The sequence below is a fragment of the Rhizobium sp. 01L419 genome (genome assembly GCF_056400025.1).
This window is the reverse complement of record NZ_JBFTSM010000025.1, coordinates 35,316-49,638: the sequence shown is the minus strand read 5'-3', so window position 1 is coordinate 49,638 and position 14,323 is coordinate 35,316. Positions and strand designations below refer to the sequence as shown.

At 61.6% G+C, this 14,323-nt stretch carries 12 protein-coding genes; 9 read left to right on the top strand and 3 right to left on the bottom strand.

The features are described 5' to 3' along the window. The first annotated feature begins 9 nt into the window (after positions 1-9). A complete protein-coding gene (locus tag AC1DUP_RS33195) occupies positions 10-891 on the top strand; it encodes a patatin-like phospholipase family protein (protein WP_113295135.1) in 882 nt (293 codons plus the stop codon). A 15-nt stretch (positions 892-906) separates the two neighbouring features. On the opposite strand, the gene AC1DUP_RS33190 is transcribed toward AC1DUP_RS33195, so the two are convergent. Next, complete coding sequence (locus tag AC1DUP_RS33190; protein WP_477836837.1) at positions 907-2,718, bottom strand: monovalent cation:proton antiporter-2 (CPA2) family protein; 1,812 nt, start codon at positions 2,716-2,718, stop codon at positions 907-909. A gap of 114 nt (positions 2,719-2,832) precedes the next feature. On the opposite strand from AC1DUP_RS33190, the gene AC1DUP_RS33185 reads away from it, so the two are divergent. The 6 genes from AC1DUP_RS33185 to lpxK all read left to right on the top strand — a co-directional run bounded on the left by AC1DUP_RS33185 (position 2,833) and on the right by lpxK (position 8,689). Further along, on the top strand, positions 2,833-4,182 hold the full coding sequence (locus tag AC1DUP_RS33185; RefSeq protein ID WP_113308181.1) for a TldD/PmbA family protein: 1,350 nt from the start codon (positions 2,833-2,835) through the stop codon (positions 4,180-4,182). Positions 4,183-4,198: 16 nt separating this feature from the next. Then, positions 4,199-5,008: a 3'(2'),5'-bisphosphate nucleotidase CysQ gene (locus AC1DUP_RS33180; RefSeq protein WP_115036585.1), complete on the top strand. Its 810-nt coding sequence runs from the start codon at positions 4,199-4,201 to the stop codon at positions 5,006-5,008. Between the two features lie 61 nt (positions 5,009-5,069). Beyond that, a complete protein-coding gene (locus AC1DUP_RS33175) occupies positions 5,070-5,318 on the top strand; it encodes a DUF4170 domain-containing protein (protein WP_113295138.1) in 249 nt (82 codons plus the stop codon). A gap of 170 nt (positions 5,319-5,488) precedes the next feature. Next, a complete protein-coding gene (gene waaA, locus AC1DUP_RS33170) occupies positions 5,489-6,808 on the top strand; it encodes a lipid IV(A) 3-deoxy-D-manno-octulosonic acid transferase (protein ID WP_477836836.1) in 1,320 nt (439 codons plus the stop codon). Positions 6,809-6,817: 9 nt separating this feature from the next. After that, a complete protein-coding gene (locus AC1DUP_RS33165) occupies positions 6,818-7,540 on the top strand; it encodes an HAD family hydrolase (RefSeq protein WP_477836835.1) in 723 nt (240 codons plus the stop codon). Between the two features lie 105 nt (positions 7,541-7,645). After that, on the top strand, positions 7,646-8,689 hold the full coding sequence (gene lpxK, locus AC1DUP_RS33160) for a tetraacyldisaccharide 4'-kinase (RefSeq protein ID WP_477836834.1): 1,044 nt from the start codon (positions 7,646-7,648) through the stop codon (positions 8,687-8,689). 98 nt (positions 8,690-8,787) lie between these two features. Here lpxK and AC1DUP_RS33155 read toward each other — a convergent pair whose 3' ends face one another. After that, entirely contained in the window at positions 8,788-9,015 is a 228-nt protein-coding gene (locus AC1DUP_RS33155; protein ID WP_113308182.1) for a DUF2093 domain-containing protein, read from the bottom strand. Between the two features lie 67 nt (positions 9,016-9,082). Continuing rightward, the gene (mutL, locus tag AC1DUP_RS33150; RefSeq protein WP_477836833.1) at positions 9,083-10,897 is read right to left on the bottom strand and encodes a DNA mismatch repair endonuclease MutL; all 1,815 of its coding nucleotides are present in this window, start codon (positions 10,895-10,897) and stop codon (positions 9,083-9,085) included. Positions 10,898-11,080: 183 nt separating this feature from the next. Between mutL and AC1DUP_RS33145 the strand changes: the two genes are divergently transcribed. Further along, a complete protein-coding gene (locus AC1DUP_RS33145; protein WP_113308183.1) occupies positions 11,081-12,796 on the top strand; it encodes a response regulator in 1,716 nt (571 codons plus the stop codon). A 128-nt stretch (positions 12,797-12,924) separates the two neighbouring features. Further along, complete coding sequence (locus tag AC1DUP_RS33140; protein ID WP_477836853.1) at positions 12,925-14,292, top strand: putative bifunctional diguanylate cyclase/phosphodiesterase; 1,368 nt, start codon at positions 12,925-12,927, stop codon at positions 14,290-14,292. Positions 14,293-14,323 lie beyond the last annotated feature (31 nt).

Genomic DNA, 14,323 nt, shown 5'->3' with positions numbered 1-14,323 from the left:
GGGCAGATCGTGCCGCAGGCGGAAATCATCAGTCCGAAATCGCCTGCGATCAGCGATCTCCCGACGATAGCCGTTGCCTTCGGCGGCGGCGGTGCCCGTGGCCTGTCGCATATCCACGTCATCGAAACGCTGGATGAACTCGGCATCCGCCCGGTGGCGATATCGGGCTCCTCAATCGGTGCCATCATGGGCTCTGGCATGGCGGCCGGCATGTCAGGTTCGGAAATCCGTGAACATGCGCTGGCAACGGTCGGCAACAGGGCTGCCGTTGTCAGTCGTATCTGGGGGCTGCGACCGACCACAGTGCGCGATGCCGTAGCCAAGGGCATCCGGATAGGCCAGTTCAATCTCGAGCGCATCCTGAAGGCCTTCCTGCCCTCGGAGCTTCCGGCGCGCTTCGAGGATCTGCTGGTGCCGATGAAGGTGATTACCACCGATTATTACGGTCAGGCCGAAGTCATCATCGAACAGGGCCAGCTTTTTCCGGCACTCGCCGCATCATCGGCCATTCCTGCCGTCTTCATGCCGGTCAGGTTGCACGGCCGGGTAATGATCGATGGCGGCATTGCCAACCCCGTTCCCTACGAATGCCTGATGGACCTCGCCGATATCGTCATCGGCATCGATGTCGTTGGTGCACCAGAGGGTGACGGAACCCATATCCCGAACCGCATGGAAAGCATCTTCGGCTCCGGCCAGCTGATGATGCAGGCGGCGATTTCGCTAAAACTCAAACTCCTGCGACCGCATATTTTCCTGCGTCCCATCGTTGGACGTACCGGCGTCATGGATTTCCTGAAGGCGCGCGACGTGCTTGCCATGTCCGTCGGCGTCAAGGACGAACTGAAATACGCGCTCGATCGGGAAATCGAGGCGCGGTTGAAGCGCTAGTTCCGGAAATCGCGTTCAGGCATCCGCCGTCACGTCGACCCTGTTTGCCAGCGGATCACCGCTGAAGGGATCGGCCGCACGCTTCGGTTTGACCAACGGTTCCGGCTTGATCGGTGTCGAAAACAGAAGATCCTGTCCCGCCTGCAATCCCTCGGAGACCTGCAGCACCAGCCGCGCCTCGTCGCGTTTGCGGATATCCTCGCCGATCTCATAGGCATCGACTTCGGCGACACCCAGCGTTTCCAGCGTGCGCCGGCCGAAGAGCAGGCCGGATTCCAGCGTTTCGCGCAGCTCGTAGTCGACGCCCTTGTTGCGCAGCTCGATGGAGTGAATACGGTCATAGGAGCGCACGAAGAGGGTCGTGTGCGGATAGTCTGCCTGGATCAGTTCGACCACCTTGTCGGTGATCTCCTTCTTCTGGGTGCAGACGAGCACGATCTTGGCCCTGTCGATGCCGGCCGAACGCAGCACGTCCTTGCGGGTGCCGTCGCCGAAATAGATGCGGAAGCCGAAGGACGACGCCTGTCGGATACGGTCGGCAGAAAAGTCGATGACGGTCACGCTTCGGCCGCCGGCAAGCAGGATTTGTGCGGCGATCTGGCCGAAACGCGAGAAGCCGACCATCAGCACGTCGGCGCCCGCACCCTCGAAATCCTCGTCCAGTTCCTCGTGTGCGTCTCCCGTCAGCATCCGCTTGGAAAGGGCCGCACCCAGCGGCGTCAGCGCCATCGAGAGGGTGACGATCGCAACGAGAAGCGAGGCGGTCGTGTTCGGCATCAGGCCGGCAACAGCGGCGGCGGTGAAAAGGACGAACCCGAACTCGCCGCCCTGCGGCAGCAGGAAGGCGATGCGCACGGCATCGTCATGGGAAGAGCCCGTCATGCGGCAGAGCGCATAGATGATGATCGCCTTCACGGCCATGATGATAGGCACGGCCRTGATGATGAAGAGCACGTTGTCGAGCAGCACCTGAAGCTGCAGCGACAGGCCGACGGCGATGAAGAAGATAGCGAGAAGCACGCCGCGGAATGGCTCGATATCGGCTTCCAGCTCATGCCGGTAGGAGGATTCGGCCAGCATGACGCCGGAAAGGAAGGCGCCCATCGCCATGGAAAGTCCCGCAAGCTGCATCAGGCTTGCCGAGCCCATCACGACGAAAAGGGCCGCCGCGATCATCGCCTCGCGGGCGCCGGTGCGGGCAATGATCTGGAAGAGCGGCGTCAGCAGGTAGCGTCCCATGACGATCATCCCGCCGACCGCCGCAATCGAGATGCCGAAATCGACAAGCGGATCGCCGTTGCCCTTGCCGCCATCGAGGACGGTGACGACGGCCAGAAGCGGCACGATCGCCAGATCCTGGAAGAGAAGCATGGAGAACGAGCGCTGCCCGTAGCGGGTATTCACGTCGCCGTCGCCTTCGAGGATCTGCATGGCAAAGGCGGTGGAGGAGAGCGCCAGCCCGAAGCCGGCAACGATGCTGCCGCGCCAGTCGAGGACGCCGGAACCCCAGGCAAGTGCGGTCAGCGCCAGGCCCGTCACCATCACCTGCGCCGTGCCCAGGCCGAAAATGTCGCGCCGCATCTGCCAGAGGCGGGAAGGCTTCAGTTCGAGCCCGATGATGAAGAGGAGGAAGACGACACCGAGTTCGGCGACATTGAGGATCTGCTCGCCATCGGTGATGCCGTGAAAGACCGGCCCGATGACGATACCCGCCGCCAAATAGCCGAGAACTGTGCCGAGCCCGAGCTTCTTGAAGATCGGTGCGGCGACGACGGCGCCGCCGAGCAGCAGGATGGTTTCGGAGAAAAGCGCGTTGGGTGCGGACATGCTTCATTTCTTTCGATGGCAGGGCAAGCGGGCAGCCAGGAAAAGAATCGGCATCCACGGCCTTGATGCTTTCGGGAGTGCACAATAAATGGAACTGGAAGGAAAGGCCAAATCATGTCCTCTGAAATCGATTCCTCGACACTTCTTTCCCGTGCAAGTCAACTGATCGATCTGGCGAAAAAGGCAGGTGCCGATGCTGCCGACGCAGTCGTCGTCCGCTCGCGCGCCCAATCGGTCAGCGTTCGCTTAGGCAAGGTCGAAGGGACGGAGTCCTCCGAAAGCGACGACTTCTCGCTGCGTGTCTTCATCGGCAAGCGGGTGGCAAGCGTTTCCGCCAATCCGGGCTTCGACCTGCAGGCGCTGGCCGAACGCGCCGTCGCCATGGCCAAGGTGTCGCCGGAAGATCCGTTCGCCTGCCTCGCCGATGAGAACCGGCTTGCCAGAACCTATCCCGATCTGCAGCTTCTCGACACGACCGAGGTCGGCGCCGATCAGTTGCGGGAGGCAGCTCTTGCTGCCGAAGCCGCAGCTCTTGCCGTAAAAGGGATCACCAACTCGTCCGGTGCGGGCGCTTCGGCCGGTATGGGCGGTCTTGTGCTCGCCACTTCGCATGGCTTCGAAGGCAGCTATATGGCGTCGCGCTTCGGCAACTCCGTCAGCGTGATCGCCGGTGAAGGCACCGGCATGGAGCGCGACTACGATTTCGACAGCCGCCTCTATTATTCCGAACTGGATGATCCCGCCGAAATCGGCCGCCGGGCCGGCGAACGCGCCATCAAGCGCGTCAATCCCCGGCAGGTGCCGACCGGCAAGGGTATTACCGTCATCTTCGATCCTCGCATTGCCCGTGGTTTCGTCGGTCATATCGCCGGCGCCATCAACGGCGCATCCGTCGCCCGCAAGACGAGCTTCCTGCGCGACAAGATGGGCCAGCAGGTGCTGAAAGCCGGCCTGTCGATTTCAGACGATCCGCTGATCGTGCGTGGGCCGTCCTCCCGCCCCTTCGACGGCGAAGGCGTTTCCGGCGAGCGGCTCGTGATGATCGAGGACGGCGTGCTCAAGCACTGGTTCCTGTCCACCTCCACCGCAAATGAGATCGGCGGTTTCGAAACCAACGGCCGCGGCGTGCGCGGCGGCACCTCCGTTACGCCCGCCTCCACCAATCTGGCATTGGAGCCCGGAGACATCTCGCCGGAAGAGTTGATCCGCAGCGTTGGCAACGGTTTCTACGTGACCGAGCTGATCGGCCAGGGCGTCAACATGATAACCGGCGAATATAGCCGCGGTGCGACCGGCTTCTGGATCGAAAACGGTGAACTCACCTTCGCAGTATCGGAGGTGACGATCGCTTCGAACCTCAAGGACATGTTCATGCGGCTGACGCTCGCCAACGACATCGACCGTAAGTTCGGTGTGGCGGCTCCGACCTTCGCGATTGAAGGCATGACGCTTGCCGGTCGCTGACGAACGGATCGATGCGATGAGCGATGTGGAACAGTTCCGCTGGCAAAGCGATCTCGCACTGATCGCCGATGCCGCGAAACAGGCGGGCGCCGTCGCACTCGGCTTCTTCAATCAGTCGCCGGAAGTCTGGTGGAAAAACGAGGACCGCTCGCCCGTCAGTGCCGCCGATTTCGCCGCCAACGAAAAGCTCGAAACCATCCTGCGCAGGGCGCGGCCGGACTATGGCTGGCTGTCCGAGGAGACCGACGACGATGCCGGCCGTCTGCAGCATGAGACGCTGTTCATCGTCGATCCGATCGATGGCACCAGGGCTTTCCTGGCCGGCAAGGATCTCTGGTGCGTGAGCGTCGGCATCGTCCATCACGGCCGTCCCGTGGCAGGCGTGCTTTTTGCGCCGGCGCTGGACGAACTCTACGAGGCGACGGAAGGTGGCCAGGCGCTGAAAAACGGTGAGCCGATCTCCGTGTCCAGCCGAAGCGAAGGCGATATCAGCCAGCTTGCCGTCAGCGAGGAGTTGTTCAAGGTTCTGCCGACGGCAGTTCGCGAACGCAGCGAGCGTGTCAAACACATTCCCTCGCTCGCCTACCGCATCGCCATGGTGGCCGATGGGCGTCTCGATGCGACGTTTGTCGGGCGGAGTGCCCATGACTGGGATATTGCGGCCGCCGATCTTATTCTGGAACGTGCCGGTGGCGGCCTCGTCGACCTTTCGGGTCACCCGGCAACGTATAATAGGGCGAAAGTCAGCCACGAGGCGCTCTGTGCCTCGCCCGTTCCGCGTCTCCGGGAATATCTGGACTTGTTCACTCAGCTAAGAGACGGTTGACGTTTCCGTCAAAATCCCTCAGATGAGGGCCGGAGGAGAATAGGCAGAAAAGAGAATAAAAATGACGGACTCCGGCGGTAAAAAGCAGCTCCTGCACCTCGTATTCGGTGGCGAACTCGAAAGCCTCGAAGGTATCCAGTTTCGGGATCTCAAGGATCTCGATATTGTCGGTATTTTTCCCGACTACGCTACGGCACTGACGGCCTGGAAGGGCAAGGCGCAACAGACAGTTGACAATGCGCATATGCGCTATTTCATCGTCCACATGCATCGTCTGCTCGATCCGCAGGATACGACCGGGAGCAAGTGACCCGCGCAGCAAACCGCTGGTGGCCCTCCGCTGTCCACAGCGGAGGCCTTTGCGCATCGGTTCCTTGCCCTTGATCGACGCATTCTGAACAAATTGATCGGTCATTGCGGCCGCAACGATAATTGGGGAATTGGATTGATGTCGATCTGCATGGATCGGAGGTCTGCCGAATGAGCTCCCGGATGGCGCGGATCGGTCTGAACGCGTACCGTCTGGCGGGAACTGTGGCGTCGCCGGTCGTCGGCCTCTACATCACCTACCGTACGGCCAAGGGCAAGGAAGACCGCGCCCGCCGGCTGGAACGCTTCGGCTATGCGAGCGCCAACCGCCCGCAAGGCCCGCTCGTCTGGTTCCACGCGGCAAGCGTCGGCGAAACCAATGCTGTCATTCCCCTGATCCGCGAAATTCGACGCCGCGACATCAATGTCATCCTGACGACAGGCACCATCACCTCGGCAAAGCTTGCCGCCGAACGTCTCGGCAACGACGCGATCCATCAATACGTCCCGCTCGACCTGAAGCCCTCGGTCGGCCGTTTCCTCGACTATTGGCAGCCGGACTGCGCCATTATCGCCGAGTCTGAAATCTGGCCCGCGACCGTGCTGGAACTCGGCCGTCGCCGCATTCCGCAGATCCTAGTCAATGCCCGCATGTCGGACCGGTCCTTCGCCCGTTGGCGCCGTCGTCCGTCGATTGCAGAAGCGCTCTTCGAAAATCTCGCGCTCGTCATCGCCCAGTCGGATATGGATGCCGAGCRTTTCCGCGATCTTGGCGCCGTGCCGGTCATCACGTCGGGCAATCTGAAGGTCGATACGGACGCGCCGCCCTATGACAGCGCAGTCTTTGCCCGCTACAGGAAGCAGATCGGCGACCGCAAGACATGGGCGGCGATCTCCACCTTCGACGGCGAGGAGAATGCCGCCGGCATCGTGCACCGCGCTTTGCGCGATCGTGACAAGCAGCTAACGATCATCGTGCCGCGTCATCCCGAGCGCGGCGACGAGATCGAGGCCGCGCTCGTCAAGCAGGGGCTGAAGGTCGCCCGCCGCACGCGCGACGATGTACTTTCCCCCGATATCGATATCTTCCTCGGCGATACGATCGGGGAGATGGGCCTCTATCTTCGCCTGACGGAGGTCGCCTTCGTCGGCCGCTCGCTTTTCGCCGAAGGCGGTCAGAATCCGCTGGAGCCGGCCATGCTCGGTTGCGCCATCTTGTCCGGCGGCAACGTACAGAACTTCCGCGAGGCCTATCAGAAGCTTGCCCGCAGCGGCAGCGCCCGCATGGTGCGCGATACCGAAATGCTGGCAAAGGGCGTGCATTACCTGCTGACCAATGACGAGGCGCGGGGCAATATGATCCAGGCTGGCATCGCGACGGTGCATGAAATGCGCGGCGCACTGACGGCCACCCTGAAGGGGTTGGAGCCCTATATCAATCCGCTGACGGTGAAGGCGCGCCTGCTGCCCAAGGCCGCGGCGCAGGCCTGAGGAACTGTCATGTCTGCAGAGGTGAAGATCAAGGGCATCCTCTTCGACAAGGATGGTACGCTCCTCGATTATGATGAAAGCTGGCTGCCGGTGAACCGGGAACTGGCTCGTATCGCCGCCGAGGGTGACGCCGCTCTCGCCGATCACCTGCTTGCCGCATGCGGCATGGATCCCGTGACGGGGCATATCGTTCCCGACAGCCTGCTTGCCGCCGGCAATACCCGCCAGATCGCCGAAGGTCTCATCGCCGCCGGCTCGAAGGTCGAGCTCATCGAGCTGACGATCAAGCTCGACAACCTCTTTGCCAATGCTGCCGAATTCTCCGTGCCGGTCACCGATCTCGCAGCCTTCTTCGGGCGTCTTCACAAGCGCGGTTTCAAACTCGGCATCGCCTCGAGCGACAACGAGCGCTCGATCCGCCAGACGGCGCAACGCTTCGCCATTTCCGGATATGTCGATTACATCGCCGGTTACGACAGCGGCTTCGGCAGCAAGCCGGAGCCCGGCATGGTGCTTGGCTTCTGTGCCGCGACCGGCCTGTCGCCAGAAGAGGTCGCGATGGTCGGCGACAACAATCACGATCTCCATATGGGCAGGAATGCGAAAGTGGGCCTGACGATTGCGGTTCTGACAGGCACCGGCTCGCGTGAATCTCTATCCAGCGCGGCCGATCACGTCTTCGACGACATCACCCACATCGAGGCTCTGCTGCCCGATCTTCAGCCGGCGTGACGCGCAAAGACTTGCATTTTCATGATTTTTAGCTTCTCAATCCGCCCGGTCGATTTTGGGAAACCTCGCCATGAGGGGTGAGGGCAAGGGGAACGGGACGGCATTATGATATCCGAAGCGCCGCCTTTCTGGTGGAGGCGGGCAGGTTGGCAGGCCTGGGTCCTAACGCCCCTTTCTTTCCTCTATGGCCGCGTGGCAGGCTACCGTATGGTTCATGCGCGCCGCGCCTCGGTTCCAATCCCCGTCGTCTGCGTCGGTAATTTCACCGTCGGCGGTGCCGGCAAGACGCCGACGGCGATCGCCATTGCCCGTGCCGCCAAAGCCAAGGGCCTGAAGCCCGGTTTCCTGAGTCGCGGCCATGGCGGTTCGCTCGATATGACTGTTGTCGTCGATCCCGCGCATCACCGCGCTGTCGCCGTCGGCGACGAACCGCTGCTGCTGGCGCAGGAAGCACTGACGGTAATCTCCCGCCGTCGGGTCGACGGTGCTCTCAGGCTCGTCGAAGAAGGCGCCGATTTCATCATCATGGATGACGGCTTCCAGAGCGCACGCCTCACGATCGACTATGCACTTCTGGTGATCGATGCGACGCGTGGCCTTGGCAATGGCTATATCGTGCCAAGCGGACCGGTGCGTGCTCCGGTGCGCCTACAACTGCGCCAGGCAACCGCACTCCTGAAGGTCGGCGATGGCAACGCGGCCGACCGCATTGTCCGTATCGCGGCCCGCGCGGCAAAACCCTATTTCACCGCGGCGCTGAAGGTGCCAGGCGAAAACCATCTTGCCGGGCTCAAGGTGCTCGCCTTTGCCGGCATCGCCGATCCCGAAAAGTTCTTCCGCACTGTGCGTTCACTTGGCGCGAGCATCGAGGTCGCGACCTCCTTCGGCGATCATGAGCACCTGAGCGAAGAAGAGATCGACGGTCTTCTGAACACTGCGGACCAGCAGAACCTGGCGATCGTCACGACCTCGAAGGACTTCGTGCGGTTGGCCGGCCATCACGGAAAGGCGGAACAGCTTGCGGCCCGCTGCCACGTCGTGGAGGTGGAGATGGCCTTTATGGATCCTCGTGCCCCCGGTCTCATCATCGACCGTGCGTTCGAAGCCTGCCGCGAGCGGCGGCTCAAGGAAGCGAAGGCGAAAGCCTAGAGCAATTCCAGCAGAATTGTGCAGCGGTTTTGCGTCCGGAATTCCGTGAAAACAAGAAGTTAGCGCATTCACGTGCTTCGTAGAAAAGCGGAAATGCTCTACCGCTGGGTCGGCAGAACGCCGGCGCGACGGTCGGCTTCGAGGGCCGAGGCGACGTCGGCATAGGGCTCCTGCCGCGCCACGCTCCAGTAGCGAAGCTCGTCGAGCGGGATCTGTTTGCTGGTGAGTGCGCAGACGACATAGGAGCCAGGTGACAGAATCTGGAAATCGCCGTCGAGATACCGGATCTTCGCCTCGCGGTTTCCGTGTCCTTCGAACAAGTTCATTCGCTCCATTCCCTGCGGCCTGTCATCTGTCTGCCATACTCCGCGAGAGGCGATTTTGCCAGCTTTTTCAGCTCCGGCCGAACAGCCGCTCGATATCGGCAAGCTTGAGTTCGATATAGGTCGGGCGTCCATGATTGCACTGGCCGGAGCCCGGCGTCACTTCCATCTGACGCAAGAGCGCATTCATTTCTTCCGGCCGCAGCCGCCGTCCCGATCGCACCGAGCCATGGCAGGCCATGGTTGCCGCAACATATTCGAGCTTGGCGGAGAGGCCGGATGCCGTGTCCCATTCGGCGATCTCGTCGGCAAGCTGCCGGATCAATCCCTGCGTGTCGACTTCGCCGAGCATAGCCGGCGTCTCGCGCACGGCAATGGCGCCCGGTCCGAAGCGTTCGATCGCCAAGCCGAGTTCGGCAAACTCCGCCGCATGCACCATTAGCCGGTCGCAATCCTCCTCGGGAATGTCGACGATTTCAGGGATCAGCAGGACCTGTGAAGCCAGTCGCTTGGAATGCAGCGCCTTGCGCATGGCCTCGAACACCAGCCGTTCATGGGCCGCGTGCTGATCGACGATGACGATGCCGTTATCTGTCTGGGCAATGATATAGTTCTCATGGATCTGTGCCCTTGCCGCACCGAGCGGATAGCGCGCCACCGGTTCGGCGGCGGCTGTCTGCGCTTGCGGTGCGGGTTCGAAAACCGGCTCCGAACGCGCTGTCGGATGGACGAGCCCGTCGAAGGAGGCTTGCGGCCTTTCACCGAAACCGGCTGTCGGCTGATATGGCCGGGAAGGGGAGGTTGCCGCAGACCATGGCGCCTGCGGCCGCTGTGGTGCCGCCTGGAATCCGGGGCGGAAGGCGCGCAGCATGTCGCTTGCACCAGTCGTTGCCGCGCGGCTGCCGTCACGCGCCAGTGCCTCGCGGATAGCGCCGACGATCAGCCCGCGTACCAGCCCCGGATCGCGGAACCGGACATCGGATTTCGCTGGATGCACGTTGACGTCCACCAGCGCCGGATCGAGCGTGATCGACAGCACCGCGACCGCATAGCGGCCGGACGGGATCGTTTCGGCATAGGCGCCGCGGATCGCCGAGAGGATGAGCTTGTCCTGTACGGGGCGGCCGTTGACGAAAGCATATTGATGGGCCGAATTGCCCCGATTGAAGGTCGGCACGCCGGCAAAGCCGGTCAGCTGTACATCCTCACGTTCGGCGTCGATGGCGATGGCATTGTCGCGGAAGTCCTTGCCGAGTATCTGCGCCATGCGCGCCAGATGATCCTCGCCGGTTGCCGGAAATTCCAGCGTCGAACGGTCGGGGCCTGACAGCACGAAGCGCACGCCCGGAAAGGCGATCGCCATGCGCTTGACGATCTCGGTGATTGCGGCCGCTTCCGCCTTCTCCGTTTTCAGGAATTTCAGTCGAGCGGGTGTGGCGAAGAACAGGTCGCGCACTTCGACTATCGTTCCCGGATTGGCGGCTGCCGGGCGCAGATGCACGATCCTGCCGCCGGCAACCGAAATTTCGGTACCTGCAGCGCTATCACGCCTGCGGCTTGCGATGCTGAGCCGCGCCACCGAACCGATCGACGGCAATGCTTCGCCGCGGAAGCCGAGCGTACGGATATCGTCGAGCGTATCCGATATCTTCGAGGTGCAGTGCCGTCTCACGGCAAGTTCCAGATCGGCAGCGTCCATTCCGGCACCGTTGTCTGTTACGCGCAAGAGCGCCTTGCCGCCGCCGGCGGTTGCGATCTCGATGCGCGTCGCGCCCGCGTCCAGTGCGTTTTCGATCAGCTCTTTCGCAGCACTCGCCGGCCGTTCGATGACCTCGCCGGCGGCGATCTGGTTGATGAGCGTTTCGGAGAGCTGTCTAATGGCCATGCGCCTATTTTCGGGGATTCGCGGCCGGGAGGAAAGGGCTTTCATCAGGCGGGAGCCAAGTACTGCAAGCTTCTCCCCCAAATTTGGGGGTCACTACTGTTAAGCGGCCTTTAAGACAAAAACGGCATTTTATTCATATGCCTCCGAAACTGCGAAAATCGGACAGATGTGGGATGTGAAAGAATGAGTGCCGGCTTCGAAAAGGCGGACACATCATCTGCGAGTGACGCGCTGCCGCCTGAGGCCGATCTTCAGACGGTGCTTTTCGACGCGGCATGCGATAGTCTTTCTGCTGCATTCGTCATCTATGACCGCAACGATCTTCTGATCTTCGCCAGCCGCCAGGTCATGGAATTCTTTCCGGTCCCCGAAGATGTGCTGCGGCCGGGCGCCCGGCTTCGTGATTTCCTGGGTGCGGTCTATGATACCGGCATCCGCGAGCAGACCCTCGTGCGCCAGGCGGGTTCGCTCGGCCGCGAGGACTGGCTGTCGCAGCGCATCGCCTCCCATTGGCGCGAACGTTTCGAATCCGTCGAGCGCCACGGCACCGATCGCTGGGTGCGCTTTTTGAAGCGCCGGCTGCCGAACGGCTACGGCGTGACCATCATCTCCGATATTTCCGAAGCGCGTAAGCGCGAGGAACAGTGGCGCTACGATCTGGAGCGCGTGCAACTCACCGAGGATATCCTCGACCATCTGCCGTTCCCGCTCTTCGTCAAGGATCGCAATCTCACTTACGTCGCCGTCAACAAGGCTTTCTGCGAGAAGTACCAGACGACGGCGGATGAAGTTCTCGGCCGCAAGAGCGGCGAGCTCTTTTCGCCTGACATCGCCAAGCGCTTCGAGGAGAGTGACCGCCATGTGCTGGAAACCGGCGAAATGTCGGTCGCCCGCCAGCGCCAGATCGCCCGTGACGGCACCGAGCGCGACATCGTCAGCCGCAAGCACAGGATCGGCAAGCCGGGACGTTACTTTCTTGTCTCGACCATGCAGGATCTGCCGCGCGACGGCGACGATCTCGACGAATTCAATCAGGCCTCGGAAATCACCACCTCCAGCAACCAGACCTACCGGCGCGCCTATGTTCCGGCGCCGAACGCATCGCAGCGCCGCGAGCCGGCGGCGATGGAGGCAATCGTTCCGGAAAACTTCTCTGGCCGAAAGATCCTCGTCGTCACCTCGGATTTCGCCGCCGAGACGGCCGCGCTACGCACGCTCGCCAAATACGGCTTCGAATCCTGCTCCGTCCGCGGCGAGGACGAGGAGGAACGTTTCCTCGAGATTGCGAGCTCCTCCGGCATCTCGCTCGATCTTCTGATCATCGATAACCAGATGGGCATGCGCTGTCTGGAACTCGCAGAACAATACGGCATTCCCGCCCTTGTCATGGATGGCTTCCAGATCGCCAACGAGCTGACCTTCCAGATCGCCCGCCACTTCAACCGCAACGGACGCGGCGGCGGCGCTGAAGGCGACTGGGAAATCACCACGACTGAAGAAAACGTCGGCCTCCAGGTTCTCGTCGCCGAGGACAACGACATCAACCAGATCGTCTTCACGCAAATCCTCGAAGGTCTCGGCTACCGCCATCGGATCGCGGCAACGGGCGAAGAGGTCGTTCGCCTCTGGGCCGAACACAGGCCGCAGATCGTGCTGATGGATATTTCGCTTCCGGTCTTCAACGGCTTTGAAGCCTCGCGCCTTATTCGCCAGATGGAAGCGGGGCAGGGCACGCGGACGCCGATTATCGGCGTGCTGACACAAGCCTTCGAGCGTGATCGTGCGGAATGCGCCAATGCCGGTATGGATGACGTCATCATGAAGCCAGTCAGCCCGGACATCCTTGAAACGGTATTTCAGAAGTACCTGATGGATGAGCCGATCAAGGCCCGAAACTAAACAAAATATCGGTCAACTCCCCAGATTTTGGGAATGCTTCGGGTTGTATCGCAGCCGATTTACTATCGAATTGTTAAGATTTGCCGGTCATTCTTCACCAGGGTGCGGAGGAAAACCTTGGGTTTGGAGTGATGGTGTCGGCAGAAATACCATTCGTGACGGTAAGTCAGAACGAGCTCCAGGCGATGGCCTATACTGATCCGCTGACCGGATTGGGAAACCGGCATCGCATGCGGGACAAGGTGATGCAGATTTCTGCCGAGCGCGCCAGCGATCCTGCACCCTTTACCATCGGCATTGCCAATCTCGACAGTTTCAAGCCGATCAACGATCTCTTCGGCTCCACCGCCGGCGATGAAATCCTGTGCCAGGTCGCCCATCGCCTGAAGGCCTGCATCCCGGATGGCGCTATCGTGACGCGTCACGACGGCGACGAGTTCGCCTTTGTCCTGCCGCTGATCTTCGAGCGCGCCAGTGCCGAGAAATTCGGCCAGATGATCCGTGAGGTCCTGTCGGCTCCCTACGATCTCGGCGACCGCAACGTCCGCCTTTCTGCTTCCTTCGGTTTTGCGATCTATCCCTTTGCCGGCGAGGACTACGAAGAGCTGCTGAAGAGCGCCGAAACCGCGCTCTACCGTTCCAAGCGTCGCGGCCGCGGGCAGATTACCGTCTATTCGCGCGAGATCGCCCAAGAGATGAAACGGGCGACCCAGCTCGAACAGGCACTCAGAAACGCCATCATCTCCGATGTCATCGACGTGCATTTCCAGCCGATCGTCTCGCTTGCCAATAATCAGGTGGTGGGCTTCGAGGCATTGGCCCGCTGGAACGATCCCGATCTCGGCTTCGTCTCCCCCGGCGTCTTCGTGCCGCTCGCCGAAGAGCGTGGCTTCATCGATGCCCTGTCGGAAGCGCTGCTGCGCAAGGCTGCGGAAGCGGCACTCTCCTGGCCGCGTGAACTCTTCCTGTCCTTCAATCTGTCTTCCGCCCAGCTTATGGATCCGGGCACGAGCAGCAGCATTTTGTCGATCCTCGGCCGTGTCGGTTTCGACCCGCATCGTCTCGAGCTGGAAATCACCGAAACGGCTGTCATGAGTTCGGCCGACACGGCGCACCGAATCATTGCCGATCTGAGAGCTGCCGGCGTGCGCATCTCGCTGGACGATTTCGGCACCGGCCAGTCGAGCCTCGGGCGCTTGCGCGATTTCATCTTCGACAAGATCAAGATCGACCGTGCCTTTGTCTCCCGCATCAATTCCGACCGCGCCTCCGAACACATTATCAAGGCGATCCTTACCATGTGCGAAGGTCTCGACCTCGAGGTCGTGGCTGAGGGCATCGAGGATTATTCGGAAGCGGTCAAACTGCGCATGCTCGGTTGCGGCATGGGACAGGGCTATCATTTCGGCCGGCCGGCCGATGGCATCGCCACGCTGCGCTTCCTGCACGAGAATTATTACTACGACACGAGTGCTACGGAACGCGCCAGCGCATAGGCCATGCGCAAAAAAACGATGGCGCCCCATG